Origin of the sequence: Brachybacterium kimchii, assembly GCF_023373525.1 — a bacterium.
Classification (GTDB): Bacteria; Actinomycetota; Actinomycetes; order Actinomycetales; family Dermabacteraceae; genus Brachybacterium; species Brachybacterium kimchii.
Genome location: NZ_CP097218.1, coordinates 2,759,105 through 2,775,807 on the forward strand (window position 1 = coordinate 2,759,105; position 16,703 = coordinate 2,775,807).

Here is a 16,703-nt window from a genome sequence, read left to right on the forward strand (position 1 = left end):
GGCCGCCTTCCCGCCTTCGCCGCCCGCGCCCTGAGCTGCCCCCTCACCGCCGCCCGAAGACCACCAGGCGCTGGACGACGAAGCTGAGCACGAACAGCGCCAGGTCGGTCGTCACCTTCGCGACCAGCAGCGAGGCCCCGAGGCCGACGAGCGCGTCGACGAGCAGCACCCCGGCCCCGAGCACGACGGCGGCGAGCACCCCGTAACGGGCGAGGGCCCTGCCGAGCGGGACGTCGGCCCCGCCGTCGAAGACGACGCGCCTGTTCAGGGCGAAGTTCCCGCTCGCGCTCAGCAGCCGTGCCGCCGCCAGGGCGAGCCACACGGGGGCGCCGAGCGCGGAGACCGCGAGGAACAGCAGGGTGTCCAGGGCGAAGGTCAGCAGCCCCGACCCCATGAAGGCGACCACCGGGCCGAGGACGCGCAGCGAGTCCCGCACGGGACGGAAGTGGCTGGCCTCGTTGTCGTCGAGGTAGACGGTCTCGATCGGCACCTGGTGCAGGCCGATGCCCTCGCGGCCGGCGCGCACGAGCATCGAATACTCGTACTCGTAGCGGTCGCCCGGGATCGCCTCGGCCCAGGCCAGGCGCGAGGCGGGCAGGCCGCGCAGACCCGTCTGCGTGTCGCCGAGGCGCGCGCCGGACGCGAAGCGCAGCACCCACGAGCTCACCACATTGCCCAGCCGCGAGCGCAGCGGCACCTCGGCCCGGTCGAAGCCGCGCACGCCGAGCACGAGATCCGTGCGGGGCACTGCCCGCGAGGCCGACGCGCGGCGCACTGCCCCATCGGCCGACGCTGGACCCGCTGGCCCGTCGGCCGACGCCTCGATCCCGTCGAGGACGTCGCGCACGCGGCGGATGTCGGCGAGGGTGTGCTGGCCGTCGGCGTCGGCGGTGACGACGCCGCTTCCGGGGCGGGTGGCGCGCACGTGGGCGATGCCGGCGCGCAGGGCGCCGCCCTTGCCGCGGTTCTCCGGCAGGTGCAGGACCTCGGCGCCCTCGAGGGCGCAGCGGTCGAAGACGACCTCGTAGTCGGGGCCGGAGCCGTCGTCGACCACGAGAGCGTCGATGTCGTCGGCGGCGAGCCTCGCGACCAGGTCCACGAGCGGTCGCGCGGGGGCGAGCGCCGGGATCAGGACCACGGAACGGGCCGGAGCGGCCGGCTCGGTCGGTGCGAGCGATGCTCCCGGACGGGCGGGAGCGGTCTCGGGGCGCAGGTGCGGGCGGATCGTGACCATCGCGCTCACCCGGCCACGTAGAGGATGTCGGAGGTGGCGCGCTCGCCGCCGTTCGAGGGCTCGTTGAGGATCTCGCCGTCGAAGATCATCACCGAGGAGCCGCCGCCGTCGAGGTTGTAGCCGCTCGTGCAGTCGAGGTCAGCGAGGATCTCGCCGAGCTCGGTGAGCCCGACGCCGCGCGAGTGCCCCTCGGAGCGGCCGTCGACGACGAGGAAGACCAGGTGGTTCTCGCCGATCACGCCGATGGCGGTGCGCGGCTGCTCGCCCTGGATGGAGTGGTTGCCGATGTTGGTGTCGATCTCGACGTCCTCGACGCCGTCGGGGACCTTCCCGTCCTCGAGCACGGCAGGGCCGAAGCTGAGGGTGTTCCAGGCGCCGTCGGCCAGCAGCTCGTCGGCGCTGGTGGTGGTCTCGTCGTAGATCTCGATGCGTCCGTCGGTATAGAAGACGAGGCCGTCGCGGGCGGGCTCGTCGCGGTAGGAGACGCCGTTGCGGATGACGATGCCGGTGTCGCGGAAGCCGTAGTAGTCGCCGTTGATGGCGAGCACCGCCGAGTTGTCCGAGGCCATCTCGCTGGGCTCGGCGGTGATGTTCTGGCCGAACTCGTCCTGCGCGAAGGCCGAGCGGACGATCGTCGCGTCGTCGATCTCGATCTCCGCGGCGTACCAGGCCAGGGCCTCGGAGCCGCTGCCGGTCTCCGTCTGCGTGAGGGTGATCGTGGTGGTCGACGAGGTGAACCCGGTGCTCGAGTACTCGCCGTCGGTCGCGAGCGCCGCGGCCTGCGCGGTGCCGGCCTCGGACTCGGCGGCGGAGACGTCGGAGACCTCGACCTTCTCCCGCAGGAAGCGGTCGTAGGCCCAGGCCGCGGAGCCGCCGGTGCCGGCGAGCAGGGCGACGCCGGAGCCCAGCAGCACGCGCCGGCGGATCATGCTGCGCCCGCGGTGGGTGCGCCGACCCGCCGGGGGCTGGTCCGACGGGGACTGGTCCGGTGGGAGCTCGCCCGGCGGGGTCTGGTCCGAGGGGATCCGGTCCGACGAGGGTTCGTGCGACGGGTTCTGGCCCGGCGGATGCTCGCCGGGATCGCGGGTGGGTGCGTGGGGTGCGTTCATGCGCCATAGAGTCGGCGCGCAGACTGTGCCGGGAGCCCCGGGCGGGCTGTGGGGGTGCTGTGCGGCCCGGCGGGCCTCGGCTCAGCAGCTCAGCGGATCAGCACCCCGGGCTCAGCGGGTCGGCGCCCCGGACTCAGCGCGCCGTCGGGCGGGCGGCGAGGCGCTCGAGCGTCTCGTCGAGCGCGGCGCGGTCGCGGTAGGCGCCGTCGCGGACCACGCCGCGCACGTCGGCGAGCGCGGCGGCGTCGGCCGTCGGGTCCCCGCCCAGCAGCACGAGGTCCGCCTCGAAGCCCGGGCGGACCGTACCGGAGCGGTCCTCGCGGCCGAAGAAGCGGGCGGCGTCGCTGGTCGCCGCGCGGAGGATCTTCGTGGGGCTCACCCCGGCCTCGGCGAGCAGGGCGAACTCGTCGTGCAGGCCCAGGCCCGGGATCACCCAGCTCGCGCCGTTGGAGTCGGTGCCGGTGAGCATCGGGACGTCGGCGTCGGCGAGCACACGGGTCATCCTCAGCTGCGCCTCCCAGTGCTCGGCGAGAGCCTCCCGCGTGGGCGCCGGGAGCTCCTCGAAGGTGTCGGTGACCGACTCCCACACCGCGAGCACGTCGGGCGCGATGAACCTCTTGCGGGGGTCGTCGCGGTGGCGCGGCGTGCCGGGGAACTGCTGGGTGTGCACGCGGATGAGCGTGGGGCACTGCCAGGTGCTGTTGGCCGCGAGCAGCTCGGCGAGGGACGCGGCGCGCTGCTCGTCGAAGGTGCGGTCCACGAGCCGGTAGTTCTCGGCGGTCTTCGCGCTGGTGCGGGCCACGGGATTGACCACGAGCTTCATGAGGAAGGGCTGGAAGATCCGGTTCGCGATCGGGGCGAGACCGGGGATCCGCGGGAGGCTCGGCACGCCGCCGGCGTTCTTGCGCACCTGCTGCTCGCGCCGCGAGGACGCCGCGTACAGGGCGACGCCGGTGCCCAGGTGCTCCATGCAGTGCATGCCGGCGTCGGAGGCCTCGCGGGCGTCGATGTCGTCGGGCACATGGCCCACGACGTCCAGGCCGACCCTCTCGCCCTCGGCGATGGCGGCGAGCAGCGTGCTGCGGTTGGTGAAGCCTGCCTTGATGAAGTCGGCGCCGTGCTCGGCCTGGTGGCGCACGGAGGCGGCGGCGCCCTTCGCGTCGGGCGCGGTGATCGGGGTGAGCAGATCCCCGGGCAGGGCCAGCAGACGGGGCGAGCCCTCCGGGGTGCGCAGCGTGCCGGCGGCGCGGCGGGCCAGCAGCTCGTCGCTGCCGGACATCTGCCGGTACCCGGCGACGCCCGCGGCGAGCATGAGCGCGTAGGTCGCGTCGACGTCGTCGGGATCGTTCAGCGGATGCGCGTGCGAGTCGACGTAGGCGGGGACGACGAACAGGCCGGAGGCGTCGACGACGCGCGGGGACGCGGCGGATCCCTCGCCGTGCGACCGGTCCGGGGAGCGGTCGTCGTGCGCTGCGACGGAGGCGATGCGCTCGCCCTCCAGCCGCACGTCCTGGTGGGCGGTGACCTCTCCGCTCGCGGGGTCGACGACGGCGACGTCCGCGAGGACGACGGAGCCGGCGGCGGTGGGTGCGGGGACGTAGCTCGCGGCAGTCATGCCCCGAGGCTATGCCCCGTCGATGTGCGCGGGTCCGGCAGGGTCCGAGGGGTCGAGGACGCGCGAGGACGCGAGGATGTGCGCGGCCGCCTGCTCGATGCTCATCCGTGAGGTGTCCACCTCGATCGCGTCCGGCGGGGCGGGCAGCGAAGGGATCGTGAGCAGCTCGCGCAGGACGCCGGCGTCGACGAGCTTCGAGCGCTCCGCCCGTTCGGGGGAGTCCACGCGCGCGGAGAGCTCGTCGGCCGACGCCGTGAGCCAGACAGGTACAAACCGTGCGCCCCGCTCAGCGGCGAGCTCGCGCAGGCGCTGCACGTGGGCGGCGTTGTCCGGATCCTCGGGCAGCCAGTTGGTGAAGACGTGCGAGAGGCCCGCCGGGGCGGCGAGCGTCGCCTCGAGCACGACGTCCAGGACCCGCGCGCGCAGCGCGTCGGTGTCGGCGAGGCCCCTGCCCCCGCGATCCAGGCCCATGGGCACGAAGACGGCGTTGTTGACCAGGTGGTTGTCCACGACGATCGCGCCCGAGCGCCGCCCGATCTCGCGGGCGATGCTGAGCTTCCCGACGGCCGGCGGGCCGACGAGGAGGAAGAGGCGGGAGGGCGCGGGTCGCTCGGGGCTCATGCTGACAGAGCGTAGAGGGTGTCCCGCCTGCTCCTCCGTCGCCCGAGCCGGCCGAGCCGGCCGACGGACCGAGCCCGTCAGCCGCTCAGAGGGTGAAGCCGGCCGGGAACGGGTCGCTGGGGTCCAGGACGACCTGCGAGAGGGCGGTGAGCCAGGCGCTGCCGGTGATCGTGGGCAGCACGGCCTCCGTCGCGCCGATGCGGGTGGTCCCGACCAGGCGCCCGGTGAAGGACGTGCCCAGGATCGACGTGTTCTCGAAGTCCTCCTCGAGGCCCAGGTCCCCGCGGGCGTGGTGGAGGGCCATGAGCGCGCTGGTGCCGGTGCCGCCGGGCGAGCGGTCCATCCAGCCCGGGTGGTTGACGAGGGCATGGCGGGCCCGTCGCGCGTCCGAGGCGGGATCCAGCAGGATCGTGTGCTCGCAGCCCTCGTAGCCGGTCCCGGGATGGCGCGGCAGGATCTGAGCGTTCACCGCGTCCATCACGGCGCTCCCCGCGCGGATGAGCTCTCCGGACGCCTCGCGCTCCACGCGGAGCCCAAGCGCGTCGGCGCCGAGGACCGCGTAGAAGTTCCCGCCGAAGCCGATGTCGACGCTGACCTCTCCGTATCCGGGGACGTCGATGCGCTGGTCGAAGGCGTGCGCGAAGGAGGCGACGTTCGCGATGGTCACCGAGAGGGCCCGTCCGTCGCGCACCTCGACGTCGGCCGTGATGAGACCGATCGGGGCGTCCAGGCGGATGCGGGTCACGGGCTCGCTGACCTCGACCATGCCGGTCTCGACGAGGGCCGTCGCCACGCCGATCGTACCGGCTCCGCACATGGGCAGCACACCCGTGACCTCGATGAACAGCACTCCCCAGTCGGCGTCCTCGCGGGTGGGAGGCTGCAGGATCGCCCCGGACGTCCAGCCGGTGCCGCGGGGCTCGCACATGAGCAGGGTGCGCAGGTCGTCGTGCTCCGCGACGAAGCGGGCGCGGCGCTCCTCCATGGTGTCGCCGGGCAGCGGCGCCACTCCCCCGGTGACCACGCGCACCGGGAGTCCTTCGACGTGGGTGTCGACGACCTGCAGCAGACGTCGCGCGCGCATCAGCGGACCTCCGACGCCGCGGCCGGGGCGGTCGACGCTGAGCCCGTCGACCCTGCCCCCGCGAGCTCGTCGAGCAGGGCGACGGGGAGCTCGACCTCGGTGACCTCGGCCTTGCGCCGCCCGAAGTCCACGCCGTGCTCCTCGCGCAGCCGGCGCAGGTGCTCCTCGGCCCGCTGCGGGTAGTCCTCGGCGAAGGCCGACGGGTCGATGGCGATCGCGAACATGCCCAGGCTCGGCGAGGTCGCGCCGGAGTCGAAGGGCGCGGCGTCCAGCGAGAACGAGCCGCCCGACATGGCCGCGAGCATCTCCACCATGAGCGCGATGTTCCCGCCCTTCACGCCGCCGAAGGGCAGCAGCGCGCCGGCGAGCGCCGCGCGGGCGTCGGTCGTCGGCTCGCCGTCGGGGTCGAGGGCCCAGCCCTCGGGGATGGAGGAGCCGTCGTCGGCGGCGTCGCGGATCTTCACCCAGGCGGTCTCGCTCGTGGCCTGGTCGAACATGCGGGGGCCGTCCGGGTGCGGGAGGGCGAAGGCGATCGGGTTGGTGCCGGTGACCTCCTGGCTCGCGCCGTGCACCGCCATCAGCGCGGGCGAGTTCGCGCCGGTCACGGCCACGAGGCCGTGCTCGGCGAGGCGGGTCGCGTAGTCGCCGAGCTCGCCGGCGGTGAAGGCGTCGCGCACGGAGAGGACCGCGACGCCGCAGTCGCGGGCGGCCGTGACGAGCGCGTCCTCGGCGGTGTCGAAGGCCAGCTGTGCGGTGCCGCCGTCGGCGTCGACCGCGACCACGGCCCGGCGGGACACGGTCACGCGCGGTCGGGCATCGGGCCCGATCCGGCCCGACCGGAGACCGTCGAGGTAGTCGGGCAGGTGGGCGACGCCGATCGCGGACTTGCCGCGGCGCTCGGCGGAGGCGACGGCCGCTGCCAGGGACTCGGCGACCTCGGCGGACCCGCCGGCCGCGCGCACCGCCTCACGGCAGAGGTCCGTCAGCTCGACGAGGGTGAGCCGACGGCTCGGGGCGGGCGCGGCATGGCCGGAAGAAGCAGAGCTCGAGGTCATGGTCGTCCACGCTATCGGAGCGGCGCGCCCGGCTCGCGGGCGTCCGACGTTCGACGCTCCCGACCCGGCCCCAGCCTCCGTCGCTACAGTGCCGGAGGTCGGGCACCCGCACCCGCACCCGCACCCGCACCCGCACCCGACAGAAAGCGATCATGGCCTCTTCCGCCTCGTCCACCGCCCTCACCGCGTCCGACCTCCACGCCGGCTACCCGGGCCAGAGGGTCCTCGACGGGATCGACCTGGAGATCCGCTCGGGCCAGGCGCCCATGGGCCTGCTCGGTCCGTCGGGCGCGGGAAAGACGACGCTGATCGATGCGCTGCGCGGGATCCTGAAGCCGACGTCGGGCCAGGTCATGTACGAGGGCAGGAACGTCTCCCGGCTGCGCGGCGCGCACCGCAAGGCGTTCACGGCCGACGTCCGCTTCGTCTCCCAGTACGCGATGACCGTCACCGATCCGCGGGCGAGCGTCGCCGGGGCCCTGGGCAACGCCGCGCGGGAGGCGCGCAAGGGCGGCCGCACGCACGCGGTGTCGGTGGCCGAGATGCTCGGGACCGTCGGCCTCGAGCCCCGCTTCGAGGACCGTACGCTGCGCTCCCTCTCCGGCGGGGAGCTGCAGCGCGTCGCGCTCGCGACGGCGCTGGCCACACGCCCCGGGATCCTCGTGCTCGACGAGCCGCTGACCGCGGTGGACCCGGGCATGCGCGGGGAGATCGCCGCGGGCCTGCGCTCGCGCGCGGACGAGCTGGGCGTGGGCATGCTGATCGCCTCGCACGACCTCGAGCTGCTGCAGCGGCTGTCCGAGGACGTCGCCTTCCTCGGGCAGGGACGCATCCTCGCCCGCGGCACGATGCATGAGGTGCTCGCGAGCACCGAGCACCCGGCGATCCGGGACCTCGCGGCGAGCGCCCCGCTCGCCGCGCAGCGCTTCCGCTGAGCAGACCCCCGAAGCGGCGCACGCCGCACGTGCACGCGCGCCGATCGCCCCGGGTCTCCCCGGGCAGAGCCGTGGCTCAGCGCGGCCCGTCCTCCGGCGGGAGGGTGCGGATGATCCTCGCCGGCGAGCCCACTGCCAGGACGTGATCGGGAAGGTCACGCAGCACCAGGCTGCCCGCGCCGACCACCGTGTTCCGGCCGATGCTCACGCCGGCGCCGACGGTGACCGAGGCACCCAGCCAGCAGTTCTCCCCGATCGAGATCGGCAGCGCCCGCTCCCAGCCCTCGCGCCTGCGGGCATGGTCGTCGATCGGGTGCAGGGCCGTCATCAGCTGGGCGCCGGGCCCGAGCCGGGCATGGGCGCCCACGGTGATCGCCGCATCGTCCATGAAGAACGCGTTCGCATTGACGAACGCACCGTCGTCCAGACGGACATGGGCGCCGTAGGTGCACTGGAACCGTGGCACCACCTCGACGTCGGCGCCGACGTGCCCGAGCATCGAGGTCAGGGCGCGGTGGCGCTCGTCGTCCTCGTCGGCCCCGGCGGAGTTGAAGTCATCCAGCAGGCGCCGGCAGCGGCGTCGGCGCTCCTGGAGCTCCGGGTCATCGAGGTACCACTCGCCACGGGCCAGGCGCTCGGCATGTTCTCCCATGGCCCGATGGTCTCAGAGCAGGCGGCTCCGCCTCTCACAGCACCCCGAGGTGCTCGAGCAGGATCTGCAGGCCGATGAGGATCAGGATGATGCCGCCGACGACCTCGGCGGGGGTGCGGAAGCGGGCGCCGATCCTCTGCCCCAGGAACACGGCGACGAAGGACAGCACGAACGTCACGACGCCGATCACGGGCACGGCGGCCCAGATCGAGAGCGAGGAGAAGGCGATCGAGATCCCGACGGCGAAGGCGTCGATGCTGGTCGCGACCGCGAGAACGGCCACCTCGCGCGGGGTGACGCGATGGTCGGGATGGTCGGGGTCCTCGGGGAGCTCGTCGGCCGGATCGTCGGGCCGGAAGGCCTCCCAGATCATCTTGCCGCCGACGATCGCGAGCAGACCGAAGGCGATCCAGTGGTCGATCTTGTCGACGTAGGTGCCGAAGGCGGCCCCCAGGAGCCATCCCAGCAGGGGCATCACGGCCTGCGCGACGCCGAAGGCGGCGGCGAGGACGAGTGCGTTGAACAGGAGCTTGCCGCGGATCTGCAGGCCGCGGCCCAGGGCGACCGCGAAGGCGTCGGCGGAGACGCCCAGGGCGAGGATCAGAAGGGTGGCGGTGGTGGCCAGGGTCATGGGGTCGAGGGCCTCACGAGTCGGGCCGGCGGATGGAGTCCTCCGGCATGGTCAGATGCCGAAGGTCTCGTTCACCCTGGCTCCTCCGGTGCTGCGGTCGTGGAGCCGGGCGGCGGGCCGGGTGCCGGGGCACCAGAATGTCGACGTCGCCTCGGCGCTGCGCCAGGGGCCGACGGCCGGGCCGACGTGCCTGCGGCGCTCGCGCGCTGGGAACTACTCCCCTTCTGGTTGCAGGGTACGGGAGGCCGACGGCGGGGCGAAGCGCCGGTGGGAGGCCTCACGGCCCGTCGGCCGCTCTTCTCAGCGGCGTCCGCCCGTCTCAGCGGCGTCCGCCCGCGAGCGCGAACCCGCCGAGCGCGATGACCGCGGAGACGAGCATGGTGAGGGCGAGCGGGAGCGTGGTGTCCTCGCCCGCGAGGCCGACGAGCCCCGCGACGATGCCGGCGAGCACGAACTGGAGCATGCCCAGCAGCGCGGAAGCCGAGCCGGTCGCGCGCTGCGGGACCGACGAGAGCGCGAGCGCGGTGGCGTTGCCGAAGACCAGTCCGAGCGGTGCGATCGCCGCGAACAGCGGCACCATGAGCCATGCCGGGGGCGCTCCGACCAGGGTGAACGCGAGGATCACGAGCACCGCGCAGCTGCTGATCGCCAGCCCCGTGCCGGTCAGGGTGCGAACGCTGACGCGGGAGGCGAGACGGGCGGAGAGGGCGGAGGAGGCCATGAGGCCGACGGCGTTGACCGCGAAGGCGAGCCCGTACTGCACGGTGCCCAGCCCGATCATGTCCTGGTAGACGAAGGGCGAAGCGGAGATGTAGGCCATCATGATCGCCATCCCGAAGCCGAACGCCGCGACGTGCCCGAGATAGCCGCGGGTCAGCATCGCCGACCAGGCCGAGCGCGGCGCCGAGGCGTCGGCGGACGCGGAGTCGACAGCAGCAGGGTCGCCGGCAGCAGGGCCGTCGGAGGCAGAGCCGTCCGCAGCATGCCGCCGCCCCGCGCGGGCCTCGACCGGGAGGGTCTCGCGCACGCACAGCAGCGTCGCGACCAGGGCGACGAGGCCGAGCGCAGCGACGATGCCCAGCAGGCCGCGCCAGCCGAGCGGCTCGGCGAGCAGGCTGCCGCTGAGCGGGGCGATCACGGGCGCGACGCCGCCGATCATCATCATCACGTTCAGGGCCCGCGCGGCGGCCGGTCCGCGTTCGCGGTCCAGGATCATCGCGCGGCCGATGACCATGCCGGCGGCTCCGCCGAGGCCCTGCAGGAGCCGCGCGATCACGAGCATCTGCACGTCGACGGCGAGGACGGCGGCGATGCTCGCCCCGAGGAACAGCACGAGCCCGATGAGCAGCGGGGGCATGCGCCCGGACCGGTCCGACCAGGGGCCGAACACGACCTGCCCGAGCCCGGCGCCGACGAGGAACGCGGTGAGCGAGAGCTGCACGCCCGTGGCCGTGGTCGCGAGGTCCGAGGTCATCGCGGGGAACGCGGAGAGGTACAGGTCGGTGCCGAAGGGGGCGACGGCCGCGAGGATCGCGAGGGTCACCAGCATCGCGACGCCGATGGGGCGGGCGGGCGCGGGGCGCTCGGTTGCAGGGCTCACCGCCTGCGCGGGCTCCTGGGTGGGCGGGTCGATCGTCGCTTCGCTGGTCACGGGGCGCAGTCCTCCTTCGCGGTGCACGGACCGTGCGGCTCCTCGCCGGCTCGTCATGGGTCCGTCGGGCGCTCCGACGCACCGCACAAATATTGTTATGTATTCATCGCAATCTCGCGAGAGACGCGTGCCGCAGGCCACTCGACCGAGGAAAAGGCTCCGGAGCGGCTCGAAGATCCGGGCGGGTCGTCCGTCGGTGCACAGGCCTACGGTGAGGCCATGACCTCCACGCCCACTCCCGGCGCCGCTCCCGCCGCGATCGCCCCGCTCGCCTCGGTCTCGATCGACTGCCCGGATCCGCGCGCGCTCGCACCCTTCTACTGCTCGCTGCTGGGTCTCGCGGAGGCCTTCGCGACTCCCGACGGATCCGTCGTCTCCCTCGCGGGGGCGGGTCCGATGATCACCCTGATGAGGGCCGACGACTACGTCGCCCCGCAGTGGCCGAACGGCCCGCAGCACCAGCAGATGCACCTCGACCTCGCCGCCGACGACCTCGACGCCGCCTCGCGCGCGGTCCTCGCGATCGGCGGCGTCGAAGCACCGACGCAGCCCGATCCCACACGCTGGCGGGTCATGCTCGATCCCGTCGGCCACCCGTTCTGCCTCAGCGCCGTGCGGCCGGACTGATCCGCCGACGGCCCACACGGGTGAGGACGCCTCAGGTCAGGTCGTCGTGCTCGCCGCTCGTCCAGGCCGCGTGCCGACGCGCCGAGGCGAGGACCGCCTCGCGCGCATCCTGCAGCACGGCGCCCGCGAAGTTCCCGTACAGCCGGTCGAAGTCGAAGCGCGCCGCCGCTTCGGCGACCCGCAGCGCGACCGTTCCGGACAGCGGGATCCGATTGGGGTAGGAGCGCATGAAGGCGAGCGTGCGACCGTCCGGGTTCGGCGCGATGGTGTCGCCCGAGAGCAGCACCCCGCGCCCGTCGGCCCCCGCCCAGTGCACGACCGCACTGCCGGGGAAATGGCCGCCGAGCTGGGCCGCCGTGATGCCGGGGACCACCTGCTCCTCGCCCTCCCACAGACGGATCCGCGCGGGTGCGCGGCCCAGCCAGGCGGCGTCGGCCCGTGGGACCCACACCGGCGCGCCGCCGAGCGCCTCCGACCACGCCGACTGCAGACCGAACATGTGCGGGTGGCTGGGGATGATGGCGCGCATCGGCCCGAGGGCGCGGACGGCCTCGATCGCGGAGTCGGTGATCGCGGCGGGCACCTCGACCATGACGTTCCCGTGCTCGGTGACCAGCACGTTCGCCTCCTGCCCGATGCCCACGCCCTCGACGCCCCGCATCGCGAACAGGCCCCGCTCGAGCTCGACGAGCTCGAGCGGCCCGGCGTAGCGGGAGGGGTCCGCCCAGTGCTGGATCCCGTCGGCGGGGAGGTACTGCCGCTCGTCCGCGCAGATCGGGCAGATCCCGGGGTGGTCCCTCGCGTCGTACTCGACGCCGCACGTGGCGCACTGCAGGATCCCGCGGGTGGCGGTCTGCGCGTCGAGCATTTCGGCTCGGGCGGCGGTGCTGACGTTCTGGGCCATGATCAGGCCTCTCCTCGGATGACCTCACCCTCCGACCTCAAGTCCGCTTGAAGTCAAGGGCTTCACGGCGCAGACTTCTCGCATGACCGCCGACCGCACCGACCGCGCCTTCCGCGACGAGTCCTCGGGGGCGCATGCCTCGCCCGAGCAGCGGCTGAGCATCGGCGAGGTCGCCGAGCGCGCGGGCGTCGCCACCAGCGCGATCCGCCACTACGAATCGCGCGGGTTGCTGACCAGCGACCGCACCTCCGGCAACCAGCGTCGCTACGCGCGCACCGTGCTGCGCCGCATCGCCGTCATCCAGGCCGCGCAGCACGTCGGCCTCTCCCTCGCAGAGATCGCCGAGGCCTTCTCGCGCTTCCCGCCCGACCACGCGCCCACCAAGCGCGACTGGGCGCGGCTCGCCCGCGAATGGCGGCCGCGGCTGGATCGGCGGATCCGGGAGCTCGAGCAGGTGCGCGACGGGCTCTCGATGTGCGTGGGCTGCGGCTGCCTCTCCATGCGCCAGTGCGCGATCTTTAACCCTGACGACGCGCTCGGGGCGTCGGGCCCCGGTGCGCGCCGCGTGTTCCCGCACCCTGACGAGGAGTGAGGGCGCCCCCGTACGCTCGCTCCATGGATCAGCCCGCCGACCATCCCTCACCGGCCCTTCAGCCCCTGCACCACGTGGAGCTGTGGACGCACGACCTCGCGGGCGCCGCGCCGTCGTTCGACTGGCTGCTCGGGGCGCTCGGCTGGACGGGCGAGTCGGATCCGGACTGGCCGACGGGCCGGATCTGGCGGCATCCGAGCGGGGTGTACGTGGTGCTCGAGCAGTCCCCGGCCGTCGTCGGCGAGGTCCACGACCGCATGCGGCCCGGCCTGAACCATCTCGCGCTGCGCCTCCCGCCCCGTCTCGGCACGGTGCCCGGGACGGAGTCGGCGCCGCACCGGCACGCGGCCGCGGGCTCCGCCCCCGCTGCGCTCGACCGTCTGCGCGAGCAGGCCCCGGCGCACGGCTGGTCGGAGCTCTTCGCCGAGGCCTATCCGCACGCGGGAGGCCCCGAGCACACGGCCCTGTTCCTCGAGAACGCGCAGGGGTTCGAGATGGAGATCGTGGCCTGAGGACCACACCCATCGTCCCCTGACCAGCGCTGTCACCCTGGGCCACCCCGGCGTTCATCTCTCATACACCCGCGACAGGGCGGGCATAGGCGCTCCACAGGAGCGGGCCGGATTCTCGATGTCATACCGATCATCGAGGAGCACACGTCATGTCCGCCATCACCCTGTACGCCCTGGATCTCGTCGCCGCAGCGACCCTGACCTTCGGCATCTACTGGCCCCGCCATCGCCGACGCGACCTCGTCGTCGCGTTCCTCGGCATCAACGTCGGAGTCCTCGCCGTCTCGGCCCTGCTCGCGAACTCGGCCGTGAGCGCCGGGATCGGCCTGGGCCTGTTCGGCGTCCTGTCGATCATCCGGCTGCGCTCGGACGAGCTCGCGCAGCACGAGATCGCCTACTACTTCGCGTTCCTGGCGCTCGGCCTCGTGGGCGGGCTGTCCGTCACCCCCGCCTGGATGGGCGCGGTGTTCATGGCGCTCATCGTCCTCACCATGACGCTCGTCGACCACCCGGCGCTGCTCGCCGCGCACCGCCGACAGGTGGTGGTCGTCGATCGCGCGATCGCCGACGAGGACGAACTGCGCGAGCACCTCTCCCGGATGCTCGGCGGCCGCGTGACCTCGCTCAGCGTGCAGCGGCTGGACACCGTCTCGGACACCACCACGGTCGACGTCCGCTACCGCCTCACCGGCGAGCGCCCCGCGGGCGCGGCCGTGCCGATCGAGGCGAGCGCCGCCGAGCGCTCGACGACCTCGGCCGGGCGCACCAGCATGGCCGCCCCCGTCGGCGCCGAGTCGGACACTCGATCCGACTCACGGTCCGACTCCCGGGCCTACGCCGGCGCCGGTGCCGACTCTGCTGCCGACGCCTCCCGCCACGTGCAGGGGGTCGCGCGATGACCAGCCTGAGCACCCTCCCCGCCGTGGGCCTCGAGGAGATCTCCGAGCGCGCTGGCCTGATGACCCGCGTGGACCGCAAGTACCTGGTGCCCCGCGAGACCGTGCACATGCTGCTCACGGAGCTCGACGGCAGCGTCCGCGTCCTCGAGATCGGCGGCCGGCGCACCTTCCGCTACGCCTCCACGTACTACGACACCGCCGACCTCGCGACCTTCCGCGCCGCGGCCGGCAGGCGCCGCCGGCGCGCGAAGATCCGCTGCCGCGAGTACGTCGACTCCGGCACCGCGTTCCTCGAGGTGAAGACCGCCACCGGACGCGGGGGCTCCTCCAAACAGAGGATCCCGCTGCCGTCCGGATCCGACGGCGACCCGTCCGCCGGACCCCTGGAGGGTACCTCCCGAGAGTTCGTCGACATCGCACTCGACGGCGCCGGATGCGCCCTCGACGGCGAGCTCGGACCGGTGCTCACCACCCGCTACGACCGCACGACGCTCCTGGTCACCGGCGAGGAGAGCCGCGTCACGATCGACGCCGGCCTGCACTGGGAGATCCCCGGCACGCAGCGTCCGACGGGCACGGGCAGGCACGCCGCGTCCGCGCCGCCGCCCGGCTACGACCTCGAGGGCCTCGTCGTCATCGAGACGAAGGCGGGCACCCGACCGGGACGCGCCGACCGCCTGCTCTGGGCCGACGGCCACCGACCGGTGCGGATCTCGAAGTTCGCGACGGGCCTCGCCCTGCTGGATCCGCGTCTGCCGACGAACCGCTGGCACCGCACCCTCCAGAAGGTCCGCTCGCCGGCCCAGCACGCAGCGTGAGGAGGCCCCCGCATCACCACCGGACCGACCATCGGCACCACACCAGTCGCCGGCACTTCTTCAGTCACCAGCACTTCTTCCACCACCACGGCCCCGGGCCGCGAGAGGACACGATCACCATGACCAGCCAGCACACCCCTGAGAACCCGTCGACCACCGAGCCCGCGACACCTGCCCCGCCGTCGTCCGCACCTCCGTCGACCACCCCGCCGCCGACCGGACGCAGACGCGACCGCAGCGCGCGCAGCGTCCGCCGGACCATGGCCGCCGTGGCGGCGGGCGCCGCGACCCTCGCCCTCGCGGCGTGCGGAGCGGCGACCGCGGTCACCGGCGCCTCCTCGAGCAGCGAGGCGGCGGCGAGCACCACCTCGAGCTCGAGCACCTCGGCGAGCAACGACATGCTGTCGAGCCTGGACCTGACCACCCTCGACACCCACTACGACGAGGACGACCTGAACTGGGACGAGGCCGACGAGCAGGCGATCACCCTCTCCGACGACGGCTCGACCTCCGACTCCTCGGGGGTGAGCGTCGACGGCTCGACCGTGACGATCACCGAGGGCGGCGTGTACCGGGTCTCCGGGGCGCTGAGCGACGGCCAGCTGGTCGTCGACGCCCCGGACGACGAGGACGTCACGATCATCCTCGACGACGCCTCGATCACCTCGAGCAGTGGCCCCGGCATCTCCGTGACCAGCGCGGACGAGGCGACCCTGTATCTGGCCGACGGCACGGAGAACTCCGTCGAGGACGGCTCGGACTACGAGGTCGCGGACGATGCGACGCCCGTCGCGGCGATCGCCTCCGCCTCCGATCTCACGATCGCCGGCAGCGGCGCGCTCTCGGTCACCGGAAACACGAACGACGGCATCTCCACGAAGGACGGCCTCGCGATCGTCGGCGGCGACCTCACGGTCACCGCGGCCGACGACGGCATCCGCGGCAAGGACTACGTGGACATCACCGGCGGCACCTTCGACATCACCAGCGGGGGCGACGCCATCAAGTCCGACAACTACGAGGACGAGGACCGCGGCTGGGTGCTCATCACCGCCGGCAGCTTCACGATCGACGCCGGCGATGACGGCATCGACGCCGAGCAGGCGATCGAGCTCGCCGACGGCACGCTCACCATCGAGAAGTCGCAGGAGGGCCTCGAGGCGAACGACGTCATGATCGAGGGCGGCACCGTGGACATCACGGCCTCGGACGACGGCATCAACTCCACCGCGGCGACCACCGAGGAGGAGGCCGCGGCGGAGGAGTCGTCGGACGCCTCGACCTCCTCGGATTCCACCGACTCCACGGACTCGAGCAGCTCGAGCGACAGCACCGACGCCCAGCAGCAGGGCCCGGGCGGGGGCAGCGAGGAGGATGACGGCTCGTGGCTGTCGATCTCCGGCGGCACCGTCACCATCGACGCCGACTTCGACGGCCTCGACTCGAACGGCTCCATCTCGCTGACCGGCGGCGACACCACCATCACGAGCGCCGACAACGGCGGCGACTCCCCTGTCGACGCCAACGGCGACGTGACCTTCGACGGGGCGACGCTCACGGCGAACGGCACCGAGATCACCTCGGCCGACGACCTGCAGTCGCAGGCCGGCGGCATGGGCGGTGGCCAGGGCGGCACGCCTCCCGACCAGCAGAGCAGCGATGCGGGCACGGACTCCGCGTCCTCGACGACCGAGTCCTGACGTCGGGTCCCCAGCGGCCGGCAGGCCCACACGATATGAGCGTGGCGAACAAGAATCCGCGGAT

Annotated in this window: 17 protein-coding genes; 7 read left to right on the top strand and 10 right to left on the bottom strand. The window is 73.3% G+C overall.

Translation table 11 applies throughout. The features are described 5' to 3' along the window. Window positions 1-43: 43 nt before the first annotated feature. The 6 genes from M4486_RS12615 to M4486_RS12640 all read right to left on the bottom strand — a co-directional run bounded on the left by M4486_RS12615 (window position 44) and on the right by M4486_RS12640 (window position 6,718). Complete coding sequence (locus tag M4486_RS12615; RefSeq protein ID WP_249481134.1) at window positions 44-1,234, bottom strand: bifunctional glycosyltransferase family 2/GtrA family protein; 1,191 nt, start codon at window positions 1,232-1,234, stop codon at window positions 44-46. Window positions 1,235-1,239: 5 nt separating this feature from the next. Further along, complete coding sequence (locus M4486_RS12620; RefSeq protein ID WP_249481135.1) at window positions 1,240-2,163, bottom strand: phosphodiester glycosidase family protein; 924 nt, start codon at window positions 2,161-2,163, stop codon at window positions 1,240-1,242. 313 nt (window positions 2,164-2,476) lie between these two features. After that, on the bottom strand, window positions 2,477-3,958 hold the full coding sequence (locus tag M4486_RS12625; RefSeq protein WP_249477574.1) for an amidohydrolase family protein: 1,482 nt from the start codon (window positions 3,956-3,958) through the stop codon (window positions 2,477-2,479). 9 nt (window positions 3,959-3,967) lie between these two features. Next, window positions 3,968-4,579: a P-loop nucleotide/nucleoside kinase family protein gene (locus M4486_RS12630; RefSeq protein WP_249477575.1), complete on the bottom strand. Its 612-nt coding sequence runs from the start codon at window positions 4,577-4,579 to the stop codon at window positions 3,968-3,970. A gap of 85 nt (window positions 4,580-4,664) precedes the next feature. Next, on the bottom strand, window positions 4,665-5,663 hold the full coding sequence (locus M4486_RS12635; RefSeq protein WP_249477577.1) for a proline racemase family protein: 999 nt from the start codon (window positions 5,661-5,663) through the stop codon (window positions 4,665-4,667). Continuing rightward, the gene (locus M4486_RS12640; protein WP_249477578.1) at window positions 5,663-6,718 is read right to left on the bottom strand and encodes an Ldh family oxidoreductase; all 1,056 of its coding nucleotides are present in this window, start codon (window positions 6,716-6,718) and stop codon (window positions 5,663-5,665) included. Before M4486_RS12640 ends, M4486_RS12635 begins: the two co-directional genes overlap by 1 nt. A gap of 152 nt (window positions 6,719-6,870) precedes the next feature. On the opposite strand from M4486_RS12640, the gene M4486_RS12645 reads away from it, so the two are divergent. Continuing rightward, window positions 6,871-7,653, top strand: coding sequence for an ABC transporter ATP-binding protein (locus M4486_RS12645; RefSeq protein ID WP_249477579.1), 783 nt, complete (start codon window positions 6,871-6,873; stop codon window positions 7,651-7,653). A 76-nt stretch (window positions 7,654-7,729) separates the two neighbouring features. Here M4486_RS12645 and M4486_RS12650 read toward each other — a convergent pair whose 3' ends face one another. The 3 genes from M4486_RS12650 to M4486_RS12660 form a co-directional block, all read right to left on the bottom strand. Next, window positions 7,730-8,305 carry a sugar O-acetyltransferase gene (locus tag M4486_RS12650; protein ID WP_249477580.1) on the bottom strand — a complete coding sequence of 192 codons (576 nt, stop codon included), beginning with the start codon at window positions 8,303-8,305 and terminating at the stop codon, window positions 7,730-7,732. 34 nt (window positions 8,306-8,339) lie between these two features. After that, the gene (locus M4486_RS12655) at window positions 8,340-8,936 is read right to left on the bottom strand and encodes a manganese efflux pump MntP (RefSeq protein ID WP_249477581.1); all 597 of its coding nucleotides are present in this window, start codon (window positions 8,934-8,936) and stop codon (window positions 8,340-8,342) included. A 319-nt stretch (window positions 8,937-9,255) separates the two neighbouring features. Further along, a complete protein-coding gene (locus tag M4486_RS12660) occupies window positions 9,256-10,587 on the bottom strand; it encodes a multidrug effflux MFS transporter (RefSeq protein ID WP_249477583.1) in 1,332 nt (443 codons plus the stop codon). A gap of 219 nt (window positions 10,588-10,806) precedes the next feature. Here M4486_RS12660 and M4486_RS12665 point away from each other — a divergent pair, with 219 nt between their 5' ends. Further along, the gene (locus M4486_RS12665) at window positions 10,807-11,214 is read left to right on the top strand and encodes a VOC family protein (protein WP_249477584.1); all 408 of its coding nucleotides are present in this window, start codon (window positions 10,807-10,809) and stop codon (window positions 11,212-11,214) included. Between the two features lie 31 nt (window positions 11,215-11,245). On the opposite strand, the gene M4486_RS12670 is transcribed toward M4486_RS12665, so the two are convergent. After that, complete coding sequence (locus M4486_RS12670; RefSeq protein ID WP_249477586.1) at window positions 11,246-12,118, bottom strand: MBL fold metallo-hydrolase; 873 nt, start codon at window positions 12,116-12,118, stop codon at window positions 11,246-11,248. 82 nt (window positions 12,119-12,200) lie between these two features. On the opposite strand from M4486_RS12670, the gene soxR reads away from it, so the two are divergent. The 5 genes from soxR to M4486_RS12695 all read left to right on the top strand — a co-directional run bounded on the left by soxR (window position 12,201) and on the right by M4486_RS12695 (window position 16,639). After that, window positions 12,201-12,710 (top strand): redox-sensitive transcriptional activator SoxR, encoded by a 510-nt coding sequence (soxR, locus tag M4486_RS12675; RefSeq protein ID WP_249477588.1) that lies wholly within the window; start codon window positions 12,201-12,203, stop codon window positions 12,708-12,710. A 23-nt stretch (window positions 12,711-12,733) separates the two neighbouring features. Beyond that, window positions 12,734-13,222 carry a VOC family protein gene (locus tag M4486_RS12680; RefSeq protein ID WP_249477590.1) on the top strand — a complete coding sequence of 163 codons (489 nt, stop codon included), beginning with the start codon at window positions 12,734-12,736 and terminating at the stop codon, window positions 13,220-13,222. A 149-nt stretch (window positions 13,223-13,371) separates the two neighbouring features. Next, the gene (locus tag M4486_RS12685; RefSeq protein ID WP_249477592.1) at window positions 13,372-14,121 is read left to right on the top strand and encodes a DUF4956 domain-containing protein; all 750 of its coding nucleotides are present in this window, start codon (window positions 13,372-13,374) and stop codon (window positions 14,119-14,121) included. Then, a complete protein-coding gene (locus tag M4486_RS12690) occupies window positions 14,118-14,939 on the top strand; it encodes a VTC domain-containing protein (protein ID WP_249477594.1) in 822 nt (273 codons plus the stop codon). Before M4486_RS12685 ends, M4486_RS12690 begins: the two co-directional genes overlap by 4 nt. A 119-nt stretch (window positions 14,940-15,058) precedes the next feature. Next, a complete protein-coding gene (locus M4486_RS12695; RefSeq protein WP_249477595.1) occupies window positions 15,059-16,639 on the top strand; it encodes a carbohydrate-binding domain-containing protein in 1,581 nt (526 codons plus the stop codon). The last annotated feature ends 64 nt before the right edge of the window (window positions 16,640-16,703 follow it).